Here is a 21,362-nt window from a genome sequence, read left to right on the forward strand (position 1 = left end):
AGCTAAAAGTAGTATTTACTTAATAATTTCAAACAATTAAAGCGAAAGAATAAAATAACTCCGCCCTTCTCAGACGGAGTTATTGCTTGAGGTAAGCAAGTTTATTGAGGCGTAAACGCCAGCCAGTTAAGTTTCCAATTATTGTCTAGTGACTGTAACGTCAGGGTTGTTTCACCTTCTTCAAGATATATGGTTTCACCTTGTTGTGTTTCCCAGTCGTGGTAACCACCCGTTTTCGTTACCAGTGCTGATGTTTTTTCTTCGCCATTAATCAACACTTTAAACCCTTTGGTGTCTCGTGGAGTGGCAACACGATAGCTCAGCGCGTAATGCCCTGATTTTTTAATATCAACCGCATATTCCATCGTCGCTGCTTCACCAATACCGCCAAAGCCGGTTAAATTAAACTTGCCCGTAGTATCTGAAGTTCTAGTAGCTTTAGTACTAGAGTCTCCGTCATCGATAATAGACGCAGTTGATTCCGCTTCTAATCGCCCAGGTAGTGATGTTGTTGGTGCATTTGTGGTTACCGTATCGCTGTAGTCACTTTGTTGATGGCGACGTACAGCAACTACTGTGTATTCATATTTTAGCGGGTCAACATTCGCATCTTTAAATTGCGTGCCGATAATATTGTCGGCTAGTAATTTAAACATGCCATCTTCAGACACATTTCGGTAAACGCGGTAACTCTCAATGTCTTTTTCTGGGTTTTTGTCCCAAGTTAGCGTAACCACACTGTCGTCTTGCGAAATGTTCAGGTTTTTAACGGTTTCAGGGTATGGTAACAATGCATCACGTCTTGCTTGCTCTTGTTGTTGCACGTTTGTTAACTCATGCTCAAAACGCCTAGTCGACAGTGGTTTCCTGTGGTCTGTGTAGTGGGCTTTTTTATCGGCTTTACCGTCTAATGCAACTCGAAAACCTTCTACGCCACCTACAAAGTCATCCATTCCACGGCGGTTGCTTATTGGAAAAGTATTCCAATGCCAACTACCGCCACGTACCACATGGCGTTTACAGTCACCTTCTAACCATGCTGACCCGTCAGTAGGTGCGCCCTCATAGTTTTTCTGATAGCAATCAGCGAGAAATTCCACAACGTTGCTGACCATATCATGTAGGCCAAAGGCGTTAGGTTTATACATACCAACAATACTGGCATAACCAGAATGGTCGACACAGTTCGATTTGCCGTTAAAGAAGTTAACGTAACTGGTGTTCGAATCGCGCTGAAGAATGTTCTCGCCTGCTAAGTCAGCGGTATTTTCGTATTCACAAACCAGCGTTTGCTCTTTGTCATCACCAAAATAAAACTTAGTTGATGTTCCCGCTCTTGCTGCGTATTCCCACTCTGCCTCGCTGGGTAGGCGATAAGGTTTACCCGTTTCTTTAGCTAACCATTTTGTGTAGGCATCAGCTGCTTTCCAACCAATACATACCACTGGTTGTAAGTCATTCGTTGTAAGGTCGTTATTTTGCCAATTACCTTTGGTTGTTCCGATAAACCAACCATTGAGCTGATGGGTACATTCTTCTGGCATTTTGTAGCCCGTCGCATTAATAAACTGACGAAACTCTTTTACCGTGACTTCATATTTCCCCATGCTAAATGCCGGTACAGATACTTTATGAATGGGCAGTGTTTCCTCACCATCTTTATCGCCCATGTTAAAGCTCCCAGCCGGAATGTTAACGAGTATCGGCTCAATAGGCGCATTGAAATTTTCGCTATCAGGCAAACCAAACGCGACGGATGTATAGCTTGTTGTCGCCAAACACACTGCAAGAAAAAGTTTATTAATTTTCATATTGTCTTCCTGTAATAAAACACGTCGACAGAGTGAAATGTACTAAGCAGAAATTCTTATTAAAAACCTAGAAAAAGCAAAAAATAGAAAAATTATAGAAAAATAAGGATAGTAAAAAATAAAGGTATTTTATTAAATTTCATATAGTTAAACGAAAATTCATAAAATTTAAGCGTTAACTACAAATATTCTGAGGTGAACCCGTAATCAACGCCAATTTTCAATTATTTTGGGTATCTCAACAGGTATTGGGCTTTAGCCGCTTCATTATATCGCTCAATCAATAATCGATGACATTGATAAGTTATCATCGATGATTGAAGATATATTTGCACACTACCCTTTTAGTGACTGATAAAAGTCGCTAGTTCAAATGACTAAACTTTTCATTACTTAATAAAAAATTGAGCTACCAGATACTCAAACGGCACCATTAGATGCCTTCTTCAAAATATAAAATTTTAAAAGGAGTTGTGACTAACCAAACACCGTAATGGTTTGGTGGCTTTTTGCGATAATATCTCCAGCCTTATTCCAAATGTAGGCATCGGTATATCCATAACCACCTTTGGCATAACTTGCATCGCACTGATATGCAAACCAATCATTGGGTTTACACGATACGTCGGTATTAACAAATTCAATATACCAACTCATGGTACTAAGTGGTGCGGGGTTATCAAGTTGCTGGGCAACAGTGGGCGGCCAAGTATCAACCAAACAAATGATATGCGCGTTGGTAATCGTTCTAGGTTCATCTTTGAAACGCATCCAGCCATGAGTATGAGAATCTTTGCTTCCCGAAAACGGCAGACCACTTTGTTGAAAATCCATATCAAAATTTCGCACAAAGTTTGGCACCATAGCTCCGTCAGGCGCATTCATGATTTCGCTGTCAGGCTTTGCCATATTGTGTGTTGGCAACTTATTTAACGCTATTTTGCTGTCACGCTTTGCTCCATAGCTAACTTGTTGAAGAACCGCTACTTGTCCATTTTGAATCGCTTTACTTTGTAACTGAACTACGTTTTTACCTTCTCGCAATACGTCGACCTCAACTTCAAATGGCACATCAGCCAATAAGGGGCCGATGAAACTCGTATAAACCGAGTGTAATGATTTGTCGTCGGATACTTTTTGCTCTGTTGCAGCTAAAAGCAAGCCTGCAGATAAACCACCAAACCCTGTCCTTCCCTGTGTCCACTGCTCTGTAAACTCTGGTTTGGCCGACTTCCCCTCCGATGCTACATATGCTTTGGTAACATCGATCAATTCATCAAACGTCATTTATATTTTCCATCACCTTAATTTTATTAAATAAAATTCAATAGACTTTTTATTTATCACTTACTATTGGTTGGGGTATCGAAGCTTGTATTGCACGTTGGCTGCACGGTTGTACTTCTCAAGTAAGCTGCTGTTTTCTTTACGCTCATGAAGTTTAACCAGATCTATTTTTAATTGGCCTGCGTTTCCAAATTGGCTAGCAAAAGTGCCCATCATTGGTGATTCAAATGTGCCATCAGTGAGTAGTTCTAATACATGATTACCAAATTGAAATGCTTCATATTCGTTCAGCAAGGTTAAAAAGTCGCTAAACGATGCTCCTTTTAGATTGCTTTGGGTTTCAAACGCGCTTTTATACCCTTGGGCAAGTATTGAAGTTTCGCTATACGCTAACTGGAATTGATACGCGTGACGTGTTTCATGAAGCAAAAAGGCAAGTGGCGCGTACACGTCCATTTCTTTAAGCAATTTAGGGTTTAAGTACACTAGGCCACTGCCTGGCGAGCGCACATCAAATACAAAATTTACCGCGCGTTTTGGGTAAAGCGTATTGTTGATAACCAATTCAGGAGGTGTAATCCCCATCGTTCTGCATTCAATCTCAAACACTTGAGGCAAAAGTGCCATGCGCTCTTCAAAACTTAGCGTTTCCCATGCCTGCAGTTGTTTAAACAATTCGGTATTGGCTTTAAGCGCTTCAAAGACGGCTTTAGCATCTTGCTCTCGTTTCTTGTGAGCTTGCTCAAGCCATGCCTGATTTACATCTGACACGGCATACGCTGACGGGTTTTCAGCTTGGAGAGTTGGATTTGCGTAAAACTTTTTAGGATCTGCCTGCGTTACAACCGAAAAGCTTGTTGCGCTCAGCAGGCTAAGCCAAAAAACCGCTTTGTTCATGGGTATTCCTTGGTACTAGTCAATTTAACGTTATGAGCCTATGTGACGCATTTAAACATTGCGCATTACTCGGCATAACGACATGCTTCGAATTTTATCGCATCAACTGGTTGGAAAGCTAATGGTTCCGTGACGTATTGAATGATGCTGACCTGACCTATCAGACCTAAGCGTACATATTAAAATACACACTGTTATTGGTGGGTAGAGTCGCAGTAGCAACAAACCAAATAGGTTTGCTACTACTGCTTTGGGGAGACGTTTACTAGGTATTTGAGCGCTGTGTTAACTTATGTATTCAATGCAGTAATGTAGTGCAAAGTTAGCTAATGCGTCGTCTATATCGTTTTGCACCTTATCAGGCTGGTTGTAAACGTTAATTGTTGCCAATATGCCATGCTGTTTACTTGGGCGAGCCTCTACACCAGCTATATGCTCAACATCGGTCAATGCCGTTTTAATAACAGACTCTACTTGAAAGCAATTTAACTGCGGCTTGAAGATTTTCCCTATTGCTGTTGTTGGCATATCATCAAGAACAATGACTTGTTTAGGGGTCGCAGCGCGCTCTTGAATATGCTCTGTCACAAATGAGAGTACGCTTTCTCCGCTCACGTTGTGATTCTCTTTTAATGTGACATAAAGCACCGGAACTTCGCCAGCGTATGCATCTGGGCGCCCTACTGCCGCAGCAAGCGAAACATCGGGGTGCTTTGATGCCGTATCTTCGATCATTTTAGGGTCGATATTATGGCCGCCACGGATAATGAGTTCTTTTTGACGTCCTGCCAACGCTAGATAGCCATATTTGTCGAGGCGACCTAAGTCACCTGTGCGGAAATAACGTTTGCCTGTCGAGTCTACTAGCCAACTTTGGTCGTTGTGGCTCTGCTCAAGATAGCCTTTAAAAATATTGGGGCCAGAAACAACAATTTCACCCACTTGATCGGTATCGCAAAAGCCAACTAAGTTTCCTGATTCATCAATGTCTGCAATCTGTAAATCCAACAATGGCAAAGGCAAACCTACCGACTGCCGCACAGCATTATCTTTAATTGGCATCAACGTGCTTACTGCGGTTGTTTCTGTCGCGCCATAGCCTTCAATAAGGGGAACTTTAGTCAGCTGACTAAACTTATGCTTGAGCGCTGGAGATAAAGGCGCTGCACCGCTGATTGCTATCTTCAGCGAAATATCCAAGTCCTTTGTATCTGACATTTCACTGAGTTGCTCAACTATGCTGGCATATACGGTTGGCACTGCCATCATGATTGAAACATTAAAATGATTCAAAAGTGTGAGTAAATTGGGCACCACTTCCGCGCTACGAAACCCTGCTGGCCCAGTCATTAAAATGGTTGCACCTTTGGTGATGGATCCAAGACCGGTCGCATTAGCAGCATTGACGTGAAATATCGGTAAGCCAACGAGCATGGTATCGCCCTGCTCAGTTGGCAATACCAAGTTAACTTGAGCGGCATTGCTTAACTGGTTTAAATGACTTTGCATAGCAAGTTTGGGCAGGCCTGTTGTGCCGCCTGTGTGAAAGTATGCCGCAGTATCTTGCTGCGACGGAGGCTCACACGCTAGGTGATTACTACTGACCTTTTCCAGGAGCTGATGAAAACCATACACAGGCACACTTCCTGAGCTATGGTCGTCATCGCCGAACAAACTAATGACCGCTTTTAGACTCGGTACTTTATCCTTAATCGCCATCACTTTCGGCCAGATATCGCTGCCCGGCACAGGGCCAAGCGCTATAAGTACTTCACTTTGCGCGGAACTCATTATTTCGGCAATAATATCTGATTCCAACATCGGGTTTATTGGGTTCGCAATACCTGCGGTTTCCGCCCCCCACAATGCACTGTAGGTTTCAGGGAAATTAGGGAGTAATAAACTGGTGACACCACCTTGGCTGAGTGACAGGTGTTTAAGCGCATTGGCTACTTGTGTTACCTGCGAAGCAAGCTGTTTATAGGTGATTTCACGGTAAGGTTGTGCAAATGTTTTGCCCTTTAGCAACTTGATTGCTTGATGAATAGCACGTTGCTTAAAAGGTATATTTTTCGGACCTAAAGCGTTGCCGTTCAATATGTATTTTATCGCGACACTGTCACCAAAACTTGTGGCTGCTTGCTGAATGGCGTGGTAAACCGATGGTGGCAATTGGTCTGCATTAATTTGACTGGCATCTATTGAGGGCCTTGCTACTTCATCAGTGAGGTTGTCGGCTGGCTGATCAGTTCTTGTGGCGGACAGCTCTTTTTCTTGGCTGCTTTTTAAAGCTTCAGATTGAATCTGCACTACTGTGTCCCTCTTCCATTTACTATTTTCTAAACAATTGACTTCAGTCTACAAAGCCATAATATAAACTCAAATGATGCTAAATAATCAACATATATAAATATGCTTCATAGTAAAATCGACTTAAATTTATTTACCGTGCTGCTAGAAGTTTATCAGCAAGGTTCAATTACAGCGGCAGCTGAAAAGCTACATATTACACAGCCTGCAGTAAGCCATTCGTTAGCAAAGCTGCGAGAGAAATTTAACGATCCCTTGTTTATTCGGCATGGACGCAAAATGATGCCATCGCCAACCTGCCAAACCATTATGCCGCAAATTATTGAGTCGCTGGCTAACCTTGAGGCAACGTTAGTGCCCAATACAAGCTTTGATATCACACAGCATCACAAAGAGATAAAACTGGGGTTGAGAGATATTCTGGAATCACTTTTCTTCCCACCTCTTGTCACCGATTTAGTCACGAATACACCGAATATAAAAATACGTAGTCGGCAAATCAGTCACCTTGAAATGGAGCAATTACTGACTGAGCAGGCAATAGATATTGTGATTGATGTGTTGGTACCCACCAGTGAAAAAATTAACAGCAAATTCGTGTGCAACGAGCACTTCTCGCTGGTTTGCCGGCCCGACCACCCTATTCTTAAAGCACCAACAATAGAAAACTATCAACGATACCCTCACGGAATAGTGTCATTAAAAGGTTCAACCGTAGATATTGTGGATATGGCCTTAGCCAAGCATGGTGTGTCGCGTAATGTCGCGCTTAGGTGCGAACACTACTTTGCCGCGGCCAGCGTTGCATGTCGTTGTGACATGTTATTGACCATGCCGAATGCTTACGCAAATACTTTGAAAGGAAAACTGCCGATTGTGGTATCACCCTTGCCTTTTGAAGTGCCATTGCTACCGGTGCATATGTATTGGCATCAACAAAACGATGATGATCAAATTAATCAATGGATGCGGGAAAAGCTGTTCAGCATTGCTGATCAACTTTTCCCAATGAACACAACAACTAACTAGAAACGATAACTCGCTTGAATGTGGTATTCGCGTCCTCGCTCAGTTAAAAAACGATGTGCGTAGCTGATCACCGGTACATCATTCGCTTGCGAGAAAGTTTGCTCGTTGGTAAGGTTTTTCGCTAGGACAGCGACCTGCCAAGTTTCATCAGGGCTGCTTATTGCAATACGCGCATTGAATTTTTCATAACCCTCTTGCAGTGCTATCGGGTCAAGATCCTGCTCTAGATATTGTTCATCAACAAAACGAGCACTCAAGGCACCATCAATCCAATAGCCACCCAACACTTCATTTTGATAGTTAAGCTCAATGTTTCCAGAGTAGTCTGGCGCAAAAGCCCCTGTTTTTCCGCTTAAATCCTGCGTTGCCATGCCAAGCAGCTCCGCTTGTCTTACCGTGGGTGATGCTGATTCGTATGACTGATATTCAAAGTCAAGCAACGCCAATTGGGCATTCAGGCTCCAATACTCATTAATTGCCCAGCGCGTTTCAAGCTCTATCCCTTTTACACGAGTGTCTGCAGCGTTAGCCACGACGAACGCATTACCGTTGAACTCAGATACTTGTAAATCATCGTAATCGGTTAAAAACGCGGTGGCATTTAACTCCCATGTGTTCTTAATCAATTCTGATTTAAAACCCACTTCATACGCTGTCGCTTTTTCATCCTCAAACTCAAAACCAGAGCTTGGATCAATTTCACTGCCTTGAGAACTATTGAGGCCCGAGCCATCAAAACCACCACCTTTGTAACCGATGCTTGCGTTAGCAAACACCATGGTGTCTTGCCAGCCCCAATATTGTAGGCTCACGCTCGGTGATAGATGTGATTCATCGCGTTCTGCAGCCAAGTCATTCGCGTATGCGCCAGACAAGCTCGCCGTAAGCGCAGGTGCTGCGGCTTGGGCAAACTGTTTCACTGGTTCTGGGGTTATGTCGCTAAATTCAGTATACAAATATTGTCTATTGGTAACGTCCTTCTCTTCTTTTTGATATCGCAAACCGACATTTAACTGCCAATCTGGCGAAAAGCGCCAGTTACCTGCACCAAAGACAGAGTATGAAGTTTGTTCTTGTTCATAGTCAGCACCAATGCCCAACGACGTGCCGACTAAGTCAGGAATTAAAACCGAGGCGCCTAACAAAATATCATTTGGATGGCTCAAATCTGCAGTCTGAAAGTAAATACCTGCTAGGTAGTTAAAGTTGCCAGACAAATTAGAACTCAATCTCAATTCTTGGGTAATTTGCTCGAACTCTTCAATGTAGGTTTGCTTGATTAAGCTCAGTTCAGAGTAGTCAGCATCAAAAACACTATCCCAGTCGTATTCGCTGTAAGTAGTGATAGCTACTAGCTCATGATTAGCCATTTGATAGGTAAATTGAATCATGGCATTGTTAACGTCAGTTTCACTTTTTTCATCCAAACCACCGGGGTGACCCGAACCATCGACCATGCTGGTATAATCTAGCCCAGAATCATCTTGCAACAGTAAACTGCGGTAACCCACATTTCCTGGGTTTGTTGGATCGCTCGCTATTTGTTCGTTTCGACTGTCTTCGTCAATAATATATTGATAACGAGAGCCTTCACTTTCAAATTGACTATATTCAAACTGCGCTAACACTTCTAGCGCGTCGGTTGGCTGCCAAAGAGCACTAAGTCTAAAGCCGCTGGCCTCGGTTTCAACTTCTTCTTTATTTCGAGCGACGTTATTCAAGTAGCCGTCTGCTGATTCAGTAAACCCTGCAAACCTAATGGCGAACTCGTCGCTGACGGGAATATTGGTAATAGCAGTTAATTTCGTCTGTTGATCAGTACCGTAAGATACATCGACACTACCTTCAACTTCATCGCTGTCTAGCGCTGGTTTATGCGTACTAATACTGATGGCACCAGCCGTTGCGTTTTTGCCAAACATAACGGCTTGCGGCCCCTTTATTACCTCTAGTCGTTCAACATCGAGTAATGGAAATTTAGCTTGATGACCCCGCCCCATGTAGATGCCATCTCGAAAAAGCGCTACAGACTGTTCAAAACCACTGTTAGTGCCAGAACCAATACCACGCATGAAAATTCGCTTGCTGCTGGATGTTTCAGTGAGATGCACATTTGGCAAGGACTCTGATAAATCGAGTAAGTCATTGGTTTGCTGTTCTTTTAAGTCGTCACCTGATACTGCGGTAATCGAGCTAGGAATTTCTTGAATAGACTGGACTCTTTTTTGTGCCGTAACCGTTATACGTTCAAGGCCACCGTTATCTGGTTCCTCTTGTGCCAGTGCTGGCGTATTAATGGCTGTTGCAGCCAATACTGCTAAACAAATTCTATTTTTACTGAAACTGTTTTCTCTGAACATAAACTCTCCCCATATCTTTTCAGCGCGTTTATATTGTTTTTATGTGGTTAACCTGCTGGTTATGTACGCTGTTTTTTTGTTCAGTTTCAGTGTGCGTTGAGAGTAAATGAATTCATAATGATGGTTAATCATCTTAAATCATAAATAGCATTTATGGTTTAAAAGCTAATGGATTAGATGTAGGAATACCCACTGTCGCCAATAGGATTGTGTTAACGCGGAATTTAGCCTCTCTTTTAGTTATCTGTTTATCTATCTTTATAGTTATCTATTTAGCTATCTGTCTAGTTAACGCGTTAGCCCGTTTGCTCAAATGCGTAAGAGGTGAAAAGTAAGCTACACGCCTTGCCCGTCATATAATTTCAGCTAGACGTCACCTTTTGGTCACCTTTTTCTGCTGCATTTTCCGCACAGTTTCTGCAAGCAAATTAATTGAGCAGAACGACATGAAAAACACATTGATAAAGCTTGCCTGTTTATTGGCAATCTTTGTAACTTTCAACCTAAAAGCCAATTCAGATATTGTTATTGATGGCAATATTGAAACAGCCGAGTGGCAGAACGCCCAAGTGTTTGAAAGCTTTATTCAAAGTTTCCCAAATACGGGTGAAAAGCCCAAATACCCAACAACCACCTATTTAACGACAGACGATAAAGGTATTTATGTAGCCTTTAAGAACTTTCAACCTGAACGTTCACGCAAATACAGTGGTCATGACCAATACACCAGCGCAGATTTCAACATGGTATTTGTCGACTTTAACAATGATGGCGATACGGCATATGAATTTGTCGCCACACTTGGCGGCGGCACCATGGATGGCACTTACAGCAGAGGCAATCAATCAAGCAGAGATTGGGATGGTGATTGGCAAGTGAGAGTCAGTGAACAAGGCAACTATTGGTACAGTGAATTTTTCATTCCTTGGACAACGGCCACTTACCAAGAACAGTCAGGTACTGAACGAGAAATTAGTGTCTTCTTTCACCGCTTCAATGTAATAGATAGCCAAGCTTATTCATTTCCTGATACCAACCGAGGAAGAAAAAACTTCACCTACGAGTTTTTTCCAGTAACGGTTAACAACACCCAAAAACAAAGCTTTCGAACCAGCGCTTACCTCACCAGTACTTTTGATCTTATTGATGATGACCAAGACAACAACATTGGCGTTGATTTAACGTGGAAGCCAAGTGCAAATCAGCAACTAATAGCGACAGTAAAGCCTGATTTTGGTCAGGTTGAATCTGACGAACTCATTGTTAACTTTACCGCGGTAGAAACGCTACGAACCGACAAGCGCCCATTCTTTACGGTTAATCAAAGCTTGTTTGATGTGCAAGGGCCAAACAGTTTAAAGCTTGTGAATACACGGCGAATTGGCGCAAATGCGGAAAGTGATTCGGAGCAACTGCACGACATCAAAGCCGCAGCAAAATATGTGTATAACGGCAGCAATATTAACTCGGGTGTATTGCTTGCAAAAGAAGACGATGTGGTTAAAAACGATGGCAAAGATTTCGCGAGTTTTCGTTGGTATTCGTTTTTGGATCAGCTCAGCATAGGTCAACTGTTTAATTACGTATCCAACCCAATCAATAACCGTCATTCCATGGTGATTAATCAAGATATTAGCTACCGTTTAAATGAACAGTTTAACGTTTCTTCAAATTTACTCTATTCGAATAACGACGATGATATTGGAAAAAACATTGGTAAAGGTGCTACGTTCAAAGCGAGCTATGTGCCAGTGAGACACTGGGAAAACAATATCGAATGGACGTATTTAGACAAGGATTTAAACATCAATGATTTTGGTTATATGCAGCGGAATGATATTTCAACTTTAGCCACCAATACGAGATTTAACAACTACCAGTTCGACGCCGAAAGTGCATTGAGACGCGAACAGTTCTATGGAGAATACAAGTACCAGCGCAATACAACCGGTGTAACCTTGCGCGATAATGTTTATTTAAGTTATTTACTACAGCTCAAAACCAAACACTTATTTCGAGCGGGGTTTGAGTACACCAGCGAAGGCAATGATGACTTAATTACCAGACAACTCGGCGTCGCTGAACTACCTGCACAGCAAGAATATCACGTGTATTACAGCTCGCCTTCACCTGCCACCTTTTCGTTTAACACTCGTGCCGATTATTACCAAGAAGGTGAAAGTGATTGGGCGAATAAGTATGAGATGAATACCACCACGTACTTTACCGACAGTATCCGGTTAAATGCCAATTACACGTATATCGACAGTGATGATTGGCTAATTGGCAATAGCGACGGACAGGTCAAGCGCTATCGCAGGTATTTAAATAAAGTGTACGCAAAACTAATCGCCCGTCTCAGTGACTCGTCGGATATAACCATGACCACACAATGGTTTGGATTAAAAGCAACAGGCATAGACGCTAAAAACAGTGAGTTTGCAGCTGGTGATGATTTCAACATGAGCCAATTTGCATTGCAGGCAAGATATCGCAAAAAATTTGATAACGGCTCGCGATTTTATCTGGTGTATTCACATAACGGCTTCGACGACACACAAGAGGAAGACATCAGTTTCACTGAGTTAGCGTCAAATGCAATTGCAAACCCGATACAAAAAAGCATTATCGCCAAAATTAATTGGGTATTTTAATCTGACGATATTCTCGCTTCGTTTACGACAACTTGATTTCAACTTACTGTAAACGAAGCTGATAGATATTGGTTTCACTGCTGCTCATTCGATGAAATACCAGCGTGCCTGATGTTGTCGTTGCCAGTGAATACGGATTAAAAGAGCCTGAAGTAACAACCTCTTCTTCACCATCAACTAGCTTTACAAGGCTCATTGGCTTGTCCTTAGCTCGATTCACTACGTGCAGTTGTCCGTCAATGACAATCCAATGACGATTATCTAATTGGCTTGATATCAGCGTCTTGTCCGCTAGATTTGTGTCCAGCAGATATAGCGACTCACCAGAGGTGTCTGACACAAACCATTGTCCATCGGCATACTGTGCGTTTCCAACATTGGCGAATAAGAGAGCTGAATGATTTCCCGTTAATTCAACGCTAAAAAGCGAATTAGACACCTGATCGACATAGGCTACTTTTTCGTTTGATAGCCACTGCCAATCCACTTTGTTTTTGGCATCTATCGGTAAAACGCTCTCTTCTTTAGACTCTGGATTGATGATGTGGATACTGTCATTGCGTTTGACGAGTAGTTGGCGTTCATCAGGCGACCAAGCCAGATCATATATATAGCTCGCCCTCTCAAACTGGCTCAACTGCGTTAACAACGCGTTTTTATCTTCAAGCCACACTTGAGCCGACCCTGTGCGTTTCGACGCGAATGCTAGCTTGTAGGAAGAGTTAGATAGCGCGGGGTTATAGTCTGCAAACGGTGAATTTATTCTTTTTGTTTCTTCGTTTTGCGTGATTTGATGAATGTCGAGATCGACAACACTAATCACAAATTCTATCGAATCTTGTGATTGCACATCACTAATACTTGTCATTGTGCCGACAGACGTAGAGGCAAGCAGTGTGCGCTTGCCTTCTAAAGATAGTTGATAAAGCTGATTCGCAGGATGCTCGCCTAAGTGATAGAGCGCATCACTCGCTTCTGACCACCTAAAGTGCGCGATATTGTATGGTAGCTCGTGTTCTAGTACCACGCGTTTACTGTTGATCTCGTATACAACAAGTGTTGACAGGTCGCCGACATCTTTAAGCACTGCCCACAACAGGCCATTAGGCGATGGCATTTGAAAACGTACACCTCTGCTGTCATAAGGTAACGATTGTCGACTCCCCTTCGATATATTTTGTTGCCACGAACCCGCATCATCAGACCAAACAAAACTGCCTGTTTGATTTAACACGAACACCTCAACGGGTGACTCTTGTATACACGTAGCAATGACTTCTTTCTTTGGAATATGGATACTTTCTAGCCGGTATATTTGGCATTGCCCCGTTTCATCGATATCACTATAGACGATCGATGAGCCCTCTGGTTGCAGCCATTTGGGGTAAACACTTCTGGCACTTACCGAAGTCAACAATTGGGCATTGGCATCACCAATTTGTTTTGTATAAATGCCGTAGCCATCACCTTCATTACCAATAAATACCAATTTATGTTTATCTGCATGTAGATGGGCATTAAGCTCTATACCCTCTCTGAAGCTTATCGGTTGTGGCACTGAAACTGGTATTGGCTGAGTAACCGCCGTTGGCGTGCTTTCTTTCTGCATTTCTGGCAGCAATATAAATAAGAGGAACGCGACAGTTAACGCTGCCGTAGCTTTGTACCCTATGCTTATTTTTGACGATAAGCCAACGTCGACGTGCTCTTCTGGGGTCTCTGTAACCTCTTCAAGTTCCGCAATAAACTGGTAACCCTTTTTCGGGATAGTTTTAATAATTGAGGATGATTTAGCACTATCGTTAAGCACTTTTCTCAGTCGAGTGATGGCTTTACTTATGGTGTTATCTTCTACAATGACACCCTGCCAAATTTGCTCTGCAATTTGCTCTCGAGATACGACTGTGTCTTTGTTGTCGATAAGGAAATTTAGAATTTTTGCCTGCTGGTGTTCCAAATGGAAAAATTCTTCGTCGCGGCTTAATACGCCTTGTTTTCTGTCAAACAAGAACCCACGAAACTTTACCAAGGAAGCCTGCACTAAACTACGACCTAACTATATGAATAAATTGTAAAATTAGCATAGCACATCAAGCACATTGATTGTCGATTGAAATACTTAACATGCTTGCCCGCAAGCCACACCAGAACTCCAAGCAAACTGGAAGTTGTAGCCTCCTAGCCAACCGGTGACATCAATCACTTCGCCGATGAAAAATAAGCCTGGCACTTTTTTACTCTCAAACGTTTTGCTGGATAACTCATCAGTATTCACGCCTCCCAGGGTCACCTCAGCGGTGCGGTAACCTTCGGTACCATTGGGTTTAATTTGCCATTGGTGCAGGTATTGACCCAGATATGTCACTTCGTCATTGCTGATTTGGTTAATCGCTTTATCGCTAATTTCTTTGTTGCTCACCATGGATTCAACTAAGCGTTTAGGCATGATAGTCGCCAACAGGTTTTTCAACGACTTTTGCGGGCTCGTTTCACGCCATTCTTTTACTAAGCCGTCAATCGGAGAATCTGGCAATAGATCAATTGTAACGGCTTGCCCTGCTCGCCAGAACGAAGATATCTGTAATATTGCAGGCCCAGAAAGACCACGATGCGTAAACAAAATATTCTCTCTAAACTGCGTGCCGTCTTCCGCGGTTACTACAGTTGGCAAGCTGATACCTGATAAACCATCAAAGCGCTGCTTATCGTGATCATGTAACGTAAATGGCACTAACGCCGCCATTGTAGGTAAGACGTCTAAATCAAACTGCTCAGCAATCTTGTAGCCAATTGGTGTTGCACCAAGTTTTGGCATGGTTAAACCACCTGACGCTACAACTAACGATTCACACTCGTAGCTCTCATCAGTTGTTTTGATAAGGTAACCACTCTCTTGTTTTGCGACCGATAATACTTCGCTTCGCAACGCAACTTCGACACCGGCCCATTCACACTCTGTCATTAACACGTCAACAATATCTTGCGCGCCGTTATCGCAGAATAACTGCCCAAGCGTTTTATGGTGAAATGGCATCGCGTGACGTTCAACTAACTCAATAAAATCCCGTGCTGTATATCGACTTAATGCTGACTTCACAAAATGTGGGTTTTGGCACAGATAATTTTCAGGACTGGCGTTTTCATTAGTAAAATTGCAACGACCGCCGCCACTAATCAATATTTTTCGCCCAGGCTTTTTACCCATATCAACAACAACAACAGACTTACCGCGATAGCCTGCCGTAGCCGCGCACATTAAACCTGCAGCGCCTGCACCGATAATGACAACATCTGTCTTTTTCAAAACGTAATCTACCCACACACAAAAAGAGGCAGAATTTTACCAGTTAGTCATCTGTATTTAAATTTATGAATATCGCTAAAAGATAAAAAGTTTATGTAGCAGGCATTTTTTAACCACTTGAGTCGGTATGTATATGAATTTACTTGAATATCTATGCAGCCCTAAACGATAATCAGTGTACATACCCTTTAGTCATCAATATCGCGATGTTAGCGTTAAAAATTCCACCTGTCGTATTAGTATTTATTTGCTGCCTGTTGATGTGGATAGTTCAAGCAGTAACACCTGAACTTCTCTTTCAACCACCACAACCTATTCTTTTATTTTTAGCGTTTTCAACACTAGGATTCGCCTTCGCGTTAGCGGGCGTGTTGTCATTTAAGCGCGCGCAAACAACCGTTAACCCAATGACACCAGATAGCTCTTCATCCCTTGTTGTTTCTGGCATTTATAGCGTTACGCGTAACCCAATGTATATTGGTTTTCTGTGCTTTTTAATAGGATTCGCTTTCTTTTTAAGTCATTACCTTGCTTTTATTTGGTGTGCGGGCTTTATTTGGTATATGAACAAGTATCAAATTGCTCCGGAAGAGCATGCGCTTACCAAAATTTTTGGTGAAGAGTACAAGGAATACTGTCTAAAGACTCGCCGCTGGCTTTAACAACATTGTTGTTTTTAATGACGCTTTTCACGTACACTGAGCCTAAACAACTGGTCCAATCAGAGGTGTATTATGCGTAAGAACGGTTTTACGTTAATAGAATTGGTTGTCGTTATTGTCATTTTAGGTATTCTAGCGGCAACGGCGTTGCCAAAGTTCATCGATCTTCAGAAAGACGCAGTTCAAGCAAACATGAACGCAATGAAAGGCGCACTTAAATCAGCTGAAACGCTGGTTGCGAATCAAATCATTCTAGATCAATCTCGCTTCAATAATGCGCGAAATCAATACACACTCGATACAGGTGAAACTATTCGTGTACGTGGTGAATTACCTGATGGACGCTGGAATAACACGTTCGCTTTTTTAGTCGATTTTGAAGACATTGGTCAGGTAAACAATAACAACTGCAATGATCCAGATCTTAAATGGTGTGTTCGCCAGCGTGGTCAGAACTGGTTTAATTCTCGCGGTTATTCTTCACTAGGCACAGGCCGTGGATTCGTTATTTTTCCTAATGGCTACAACGTCAACCAAGACCAATGCTATGTCTACTACATGAATCAAAACGCAAACGCCAATCCAGATCCTGTACAACCTTCTATTGTCGGCGTAGATTTTAGTGAGTGTTAATAAGGTTTGGATTATTGGTCTACCGCGAACAGCGACTACCAGCGTATGCGTTGCCAGTTTAGGTTTAGGACTAAAAACAGCGCATACGGCTTATACGCAAGACAGTATTAAGGACAGCCAAGTTGTAGCAGATACGCCTATATTTGCTGATTACCAAGCATTGGACAAGTTATACCCTAACAGTAAATTTGTTAATTTAGTGCGAAATACAGAATCTTGGGTACCCTCAATTCGACAATTGTTGCTTCGAATGTTTGACAATCTTCAGCGAGATGATGGTGGCTTTAACCCCTATCTGAAACGCTGTTACAACCAAGTATTTGCCCCCCTAACAATTGACAATATTCATGATGATAGCTTCTTAATTGACTGCTACAACCGACATCAAAAACATATTGCCCACTATTTTATTGGCCGCAACCAAGACCTGTTAACCATTGATATTAAAGATAAAGATAGCTTTGATATGTATTGTGCTTTTCTTGACGTTATCCCACCTCATGACCACCCTGGTTTTGAACGTATAAATATTGGCGGTAAGGTAACTGCGTGGAATAAAATCAAACATCCGCTAAAAATTGCATCAACACGCAATGGACGCATAGATAGTGCTTTGTACTAGGCCGATAGGCTGGTAAAATCGCCGCCTTTAACTTTCTAGGCAAAATTAATCACTATGTTTGAATTGAAGTACCAAACACCGTTCGAGTGGACTGAAGCGGTAATGGCAGATTTTGATAGCTTTTTGCAAGACCATGCAGCTGCTGAGAAAAAAGCATCGGGTATGGCTATGTCGATGTTGTCTCACTACCCCGATCGTATCAAGCTTGTAAAAGCAATGACTGATCTGGCACTAGAAGAACTCATCCACTTCAAACAAGTGTTAAAACTACTTTTAGCGCGTGATGTTCAGTTAGCTGACGACAAAAAAGACACTTACATTAAAGACATCCGCAAACTTTTCAGAAATGGTCGAGATGAGTTCTTAATGGACCGACTATTAGTAGCTGGTGTGATTGAAGCGCGTGGTCACGAGCGTTTTTCTTTGGTAGCAGAAGCGCTTCCTCAAGGTAAAGATAAAGACTTTTATGTGGGTATCGCTAAATCGGAAGAGAAACATAAAAACTTGTTTGTGGAACTTGCCTACGAGTATTTTGACAAAGAAGACGTAGATCAACGTTTAGAAGAGATTTTGATCGCAGAAGCTGACATTTGTGCGAAATTACCATTCCGTGCAGCGCTTCACTAATACACATATGCGTTAAAACAATACGTACAGGGTTTTCTATGACATCAGGGAAGATTTTATCAAGCATCGTCATTAGCTTATGCATTTTTACCGCTTCAGCTATTACGGCAAGCGCCTCTGCAAATGAGTCGCTACCTTGCGAAACCCAGACTGACGCATGTAGCTTTGTATTTCTAAACGCGTCAGGCGAACTGTTTAAACACAACCCTAAACGCGCAGATACCCGCTATCGCCCTTTTTCGACATTTAAGATACCTAACTCAATGATTGCCCTTGATACGGGCGTCGTTAATGACTTGTCGCAGACCTTTAGCGCAAACACGAACATGTATCCGCCCGAATCGTGGTGGCCTTCATCATGGACAAGTAAGGCACATACATTGCGAAGCGCTTACCAAGTATCAGCGGTGCCTTTATATCGTGAATTTGCGACTCAAATTGGCGAGCAACGTATGGTGAAATATTTAGCTGACTTTGATTACGGCAACCAAAATATCAGCTCAGGTCTCGATAATTTCTGGTTGGAAGAAAGCATTAAAATTTCAGCAACCGAACAGGTATCATTTTTACGCAAGCTTTATCATCAAGAGTTACCGTTAAAAAACGAAACTTACGCGTTGCTCAAGCCATTAACTGAGCACCAAACTCACCCAACACATGTCATTTATGCCAAAACAGGTACGGGGACATTAAGTAATACACTCGCAGAAGGCTGGTTTGTAGGTGCTATTGAAGATAACGGGCAATGGCACATTTTCGCAGCACATGCCAGTGAAGGGTCGTTCAGAGATGTCGTAAAAAAACGAATGATTATTGCTGAAAAATACCTGTCCCATTACGGTTATACGCTGCATCATAAATATCAATAGGAGCTCTCTTGCTAAGCTATCGTCACGCCTTTCATGCTGGAAACTTTGCTGATGTTTTAAAACACAGTGTATTGGCCTACGTATTGGAATACATGGCCAAGAAAGAAAAAGGCTATTGTTATTTCGACAGTCATTCCGGTGCTGGCATGTATCAGTTGGCAGATGACTACGCCCAAAAAACAGGGGAATACAAAGACGGCATCGACAAGCTGTACCAAAAAAACAATTTACCTCCCTTGCTTGATAGTTATGTAGACCTTATTCAATCGCTGAATAATCGTGCGGAGTTATCAGTTTACCCCGGCTCCCCCGCTATTGCGCAAGCATACGCACGTAAACAAGATACAGCCCGACTGTTTGAAATTCACCCGACTGACTTTGAACTGCTAACTGAATTTACAGACACGTGGAAACAATGCCGTCTACAGAAAAAAGATGGCTACAAAGGCGTGGTCAGTCAAATGCCGCCGACGACAAGGCGCGGTGTTTTACTGATAGACCCGCCTTATGAAATCAAAGACGATTATCAAAAAGCAGTCGATACAGTCGTTAAAGCGCATACAAAATTCGCTACTGGAACCTTTATAATTTGGTATCCCGTTGTGAAGCGTCACTTTATTGATGCCATGGAAAAAGGCCTTACAGACAGCGGTATTCGAAATATATTGCAAACAGAATTGTGTTTGCTAGCCGATAGCGAAGAATACGGTATGACAGGGACAGGATTATTTATTGTTAACCCGCCGTGGCAACTTGAAGCAGAATTAGAAACTGCACTACCTTACCTAGTTAGTACGCTTGGTACACAAAAAAGTCAGTTTACTCTGCGCCAACTTGTAAACGAATAGACATACTTTGAGGGCGCTATATGCCCTCTTGTCCCAAACTTTCTGCCACTGAAACATTTTCTTATACCTTTCATACAAACTGTAACGCAGAATTCGAATTAAATTGGCTATTATATCGTCAGCTTAATCAAATATTCTGTGTATGCCGTCAATTACTAAATTATTATTGTTTGTTATCACATTAGCGACTCCGACCTTTACTATGGCTGGTGAGTTAAGTGGGTTAATGATGATATTCTTGCCAGGCTTTGTCTTTTTAGTCTGTGGCGTTGTTGCCGTCACGTATGCACTGACCTCATCAATCGAACACTATTGGTTGAAAACCTCAATTCGCTTCTTTGTTGTACTTTTAGTGGTCACACCAAGTCATATCAGTGGCTCAGCCGCGTGGTGGCCAAATGGCATTGCCATATTTTTTGACGATACCGTCAATGTTATAAATGCTTTTGCCTGTACCTCAGGGCTTACATTAATCATGCTATTTTCTTGGTGGTTGCTCAAAAAACAACGTAAGGTATAAACAGTACTTTTCGTCACTGGCAATTATTGCCTCATTAGCTATGTCTTCTTCAAACAACCCTAAGTTACTCGGCGTAGAGCAAATTGCTATTGCGATATCAGATTTAGATTCAGCAGTGGATTTTTACCATAGAAAGCTTGGCATACCCTTAGCGTTTGATGTACCGCCGAATCTCGCTTTTCTCCTGCTAGGCGACAACCGGCTGATGTTAACAACCTTGCAGGGGGAGCCGAAAGACCATCACACTTCCGTTATTTATTATCAAACCGTCGATATCGAGGCGTATTTTTCGTCGCTTTCTTCAATGGGTATAACAATCGAACGCGCCCCTCAGTTGGCCGCTAAAATGCCAGATCACGATTTATGGATTGGCTTTATCCGTGATCCTGATGATAACCTAGTAGGAATAATGGAAGAAAAACAACCAGGTAACTCATGAATTCACTCTTCAAAATAATTAAAACGACCATTGTATCAAGCTTATTGATTGGGCTATTTACAGTGCAAGCGAATGCTCAGCCAGCAGACAAAGCAGTGCTAGAGCAATTGCTAAACGACTTTTTAGCCAACAGCGTGCAAGACGATAAAAAGAACCACGATAGATTTTGGGCAGACGATTTAATCTATACCAGTTCTTCTGGCACTCGTTTTGACAAAGCATTCATTATGAAAGGCATTAATGACTCGGCGAGTAAAGACGGCCAACCCGTTCCACATTATTGGGCAGAGGAAACAGATATTAGAGTATATGGCGATACCGCTATTGTCGCGTTTAAGCTGATGCATAAGGCACATAAAGACGCAAAAGAGATGCAACAAACCTATTTCAATACCGGTACTTTTCTAAAGCGTGACGGAAAATGGCAAGCGGTAGCATGGCAAGCGACAAAAATTCCTACAGAGAAGTAATTTATAACAATCACTCATTA

General features: G+C 42.3%; 18 protein-coding genes. 11 read left to right on the plus strand and 7 right to left on the minus strand.

The features are described 5' to 3' along the window. Positions 1–101 precede the first annotated feature (101 nt). The 4 genes from ACFSJY_RS11925 to ACFSJY_RS11940 form a co-directional block, all read right to left on the minus strand. On the minus strand, positions 102–1,811 hold the full coding sequence (locus ACFSJY_RS11925; protein ID WP_386034520.1) for an SUMF1/EgtB/PvdO family nonheme iron enzyme: 1,710 nt from the start codon (positions 1,809–1,811) through the stop codon (positions 102–104). 477 nt (positions 1,812–2,288) lie between these two features. Next, positions 2,289–3,098, minus strand: coding sequence for a thioesterase family protein (locus ACFSJY_RS11930; protein ID WP_386034522.1), 810 nt, complete (start codon positions 3,096–3,098; stop codon positions 2,289–2,291). A 63-nt stretch (positions 3,099–3,161) separates the two neighbouring features. Next, entirely contained in the window at positions 3,162–3,995 is an 834-nt protein-coding gene (locus ACFSJY_RS11935; RefSeq protein ID WP_386034524.1) for a hypothetical protein, read from the minus strand. Between the two features lie 285 nt (positions 3,996–4,280). After that, positions 4,281–6,305, minus strand: coding sequence for an AMP-binding protein (locus tag ACFSJY_RS11940; RefSeq protein WP_386034526.1), 2,025 nt, complete (start codon positions 6,303–6,305; stop codon positions 4,281–4,283). Positions 6,306–6,407: 102 nt separating this feature from the next. On the opposite strand from ACFSJY_RS11940, the gene ACFSJY_RS11945 reads away from it, so the two are divergent. Continuing rightward, positions 6,408–7,334, plus strand: coding sequence for a LysR family transcriptional regulator (locus tag ACFSJY_RS11945; RefSeq protein ID WP_386034528.1), 927 nt, complete (start codon positions 6,408–6,410; stop codon positions 7,332–7,334). Here ACFSJY_RS11945 and ACFSJY_RS11950 read toward each other — a convergent pair. Beyond that, positions 7,331–9,694, minus strand: a complete 2,364-nt coding sequence (locus tag ACFSJY_RS11950; RefSeq protein ID WP_386034530.1) for a TonB-dependent receptor — start codon at positions 9,692–9,694, stop codon at positions 7,331–7,333. The two genes, ACFSJY_RS11945 and ACFSJY_RS11950, sit on opposite strands and share 4 nt — an antisense overlap. Positions 9,695–10,140: 446 nt before the next feature. Between ACFSJY_RS11950 and ACFSJY_RS11955 the strand changes: the two genes are divergently transcribed. Next, positions 10,141–12,348 carry a DUF5916 domain-containing protein gene (locus ACFSJY_RS11955; RefSeq protein WP_386034532.1) on the plus strand — a complete coding sequence of 736 codons (2,208 nt, stop codon included), beginning with the start codon at positions 10,141–10,143 and terminating at the stop codon, positions 12,346–12,348. 43 nt (positions 12,349–12,391) lie between these two features. Here the strand turns inward: ACFSJY_RS11955 and ACFSJY_RS11960 are convergent, their stop codons facing one another. Together ACFSJY_RS11960 and ACFSJY_RS11965 are read right to left on the minus strand one after the other, a co-directional pair. Next, positions 12,392–14,377 carry a winged helix-turn-helix domain-containing protein gene (locus tag ACFSJY_RS11960; protein WP_386034534.1) on the minus strand — a complete coding sequence of 662 codons (1,986 nt, stop codon included), beginning with the start codon at positions 14,375–14,377 and terminating at the stop codon, positions 12,392–12,394. 90 nt (positions 14,378–14,467) lie between these two features. Beyond that, positions 14,468–15,604, minus strand: coding sequence for a BaiN/RdsA family NAD(P)/FAD-dependent oxidoreductase (locus ACFSJY_RS11965; protein WP_386035033.1), 1,137 nt, complete (start codon positions 15,602–15,604; stop codon positions 14,468–14,470). Positions 15,605–15,795: 191 nt separating this feature from the next. On the opposite strand from ACFSJY_RS11965, the gene ACFSJY_RS11970 reads away from it, so the two are divergent. The 9 genes from ACFSJY_RS11970 to ACFSJY_RS12010 all read left to right on the plus strand — a co-directional run bounded on the left by ACFSJY_RS11970 (position 15,796) and on the right by ACFSJY_RS12010 (position 21,342). Next, entirely contained in the window at positions 15,796–16,314 is a 519-nt protein-coding gene (locus tag ACFSJY_RS11970) for a methyltransferase family protein (protein ID WP_386034536.1), read from the plus strand. A gap of 72 nt (positions 16,315–16,386) precedes the next feature. Further along, positions 16,387–16,947, plus strand: coding sequence for a type II secretion system protein (locus tag ACFSJY_RS11975; RefSeq protein ID WP_386034538.1), 561 nt, complete (start codon positions 16,387–16,389; stop codon positions 16,945–16,947). Next, positions 16,937–17,569 carry a sulfotransferase gene (locus tag ACFSJY_RS11980; RefSeq protein ID WP_386034540.1) on the plus strand — a complete coding sequence of 211 codons (633 nt, stop codon included), beginning with the start codon at positions 16,937–16,939 and terminating at the stop codon, positions 17,567–17,569. The genes ACFSJY_RS11975 and ACFSJY_RS11980 overlap by 11 nt, the downstream gene beginning before the upstream one ends. Positions 17,570–17,623: 54 nt before the next feature. Further along, on the plus strand, positions 17,624–18,196 hold the full coding sequence (locus tag ACFSJY_RS11985; protein ID WP_386034542.1) for a MiaE family protein: 573 nt from the start codon (positions 17,624–17,626) through the stop codon (positions 18,194–18,196). Between the two features lie 38 nt (positions 18,197–18,234). Further along, positions 18,235–19,065 carry a penicillin-binding transpeptidase domain-containing protein gene (locus ACFSJY_RS11990; RefSeq protein WP_386034544.1) on the plus strand — a complete coding sequence of 277 codons (831 nt, stop codon included), beginning with the start codon at positions 18,235–18,237 and terminating at the stop codon, positions 19,063–19,065. A gap of 8 nt (positions 19,066–19,073) precedes the next feature. Beyond that, positions 19,074–19,913: a 23S rRNA (adenine(2030)-N(6))-methyltransferase RlmJ gene (locus ACFSJY_RS11995; RefSeq protein ID WP_386034546.1), complete on the plus strand. Its 840-nt coding sequence runs from the start codon at positions 19,074–19,076 to the stop codon at positions 19,911–19,913. 142 nt (positions 19,914–20,055) lie between these two features. Further along, positions 20,056–20,433, plus strand: a complete 378-nt coding sequence (locus ACFSJY_RS12000; RefSeq protein WP_386034548.1) for a hypothetical protein — start codon at positions 20,056–20,058, stop codon at positions 20,431–20,433. Positions 20,434–20,473: 40 nt separating this feature from the next. Then, the gene (locus ACFSJY_RS12005; protein WP_386034550.1) at positions 20,474–20,872 is read left to right on the plus strand and encodes a VOC family protein; all 399 of its coding nucleotides are present in this window, start codon (positions 20,474–20,476) and stop codon (positions 20,870–20,872) included. After that, the gene (locus ACFSJY_RS12010) at positions 20,869–21,342 is read left to right on the plus strand and encodes a nuclear transport factor 2 family protein (protein ID WP_386034552.1); all 474 of its coding nucleotides are present in this window, start codon (positions 20,869–20,871) and stop codon (positions 21,340–21,342) included. The genes ACFSJY_RS12005 and ACFSJY_RS12010 overlap by 4 nt, the downstream gene beginning before the upstream one ends. Positions 21,343–21,362: the final 20 nt, after the last annotated feature.

The organism is Thalassotalea euphylliae (genome assembly GCF_042682785.1).
Classification (GTDB): domain Bacteria; phylum Pseudomonadota; class Gammaproteobacteria; order Enterobacterales; family Alteromonadaceae; genus Thalassotalea_F; species Thalassotalea_F euphylliae.

What these genes read in the sequence shown, in the direction of transcription:
- ACFSJY_RS11925 (WP_386034520.1), bottom strand. Translation starts at nt 1,811, where the DNA reads ATGAAAATTAATAAACTTTTTCTTGCAGTGTGTTTGGCGACAACAAGC.
- ACFSJY_RS11930 (WP_386034522.1), bottom strand. Translation starts at nt 3,098, where the DNA reads ATGACGTTTGATGAATTGATCGATGTTACCAAAGCATATGTAGCATCG.
- ACFSJY_RS11935 (WP_386034524.1), bottom strand. Translation starts at nt 3,995, where the DNA reads ATGAACAAAGCGGTTTTTTGGCTTAGCCTGCTGAGCGCAACAAGCTTT.
- ACFSJY_RS11945 (WP_386034528.1), top strand. Translation starts at nt 6,408, where the DNA reads ATGCTTCATAGTAAAATCGACTTAAATTTATTTACCGTGCTGCTAGAA.
- ACFSJY_RS11950 (WP_386034530.1), bottom strand. Translation starts at nt 9,694, where the DNA reads ATGTTCAGAGAAAACAGTTTCAGTAAAAATAGAATTTGTTTAGCAGTA.
- ACFSJY_RS11955 (WP_386034532.1), top strand. Translation starts at nt 10,141, where the DNA reads ATGAAAAACACATTGATAAAGCTTGCCTGTTTATTGGCAATCTTTGTA.
- ACFSJY_RS11965 (WP_386035033.1), bottom strand. Translation starts at nt 15,604, where the DNA reads ATGTGCGCGGCTACGGCAGGCTATCGCGGTAAGTCTGTTGTTGTTGTT.
- ACFSJY_RS11975 (WP_386034538.1), top strand. Translation starts at nt 16,387, where the DNA reads ATGCGTAAGAACGGTTTTACGTTAATAGAATTGGTTGTCGTTATTGTC.
- ACFSJY_RS11985 (WP_386034542.1), top strand. Translation starts at nt 17,624, where the DNA reads ATGTTTGAATTGAAGTACCAAACACCGTTCGAGTGGACTGAAGCGGTA.
- ACFSJY_RS11990 (WP_386034544.1), top strand. Translation starts at nt 18,235, where the DNA reads ATGACATCAGGGAAGATTTTATCAAGCATCGTCATTAGCTTATGCATT.
- ACFSJY_RS12000 (WP_386034548.1), top strand. Translation starts at nt 20,056, where the DNA reads ATGCCGTCAATTACTAAATTATTATTGTTTGTTATCACATTAGCGACT.
- ACFSJY_RS12005 (WP_386034550.1), top strand. Translation starts at nt 20,474, where the DNA reads ATGTCTTCTTCAAACAACCCTAAGTTACTCGGCGTAGAGCAAATTGCT.
- ACFSJY_RS12010 (WP_386034552.1), top strand. Translation starts at nt 20,869, where the DNA reads ATGAATTCACTCTTCAAAATAATTAAAACGACCATTGTATCAAGCTTA.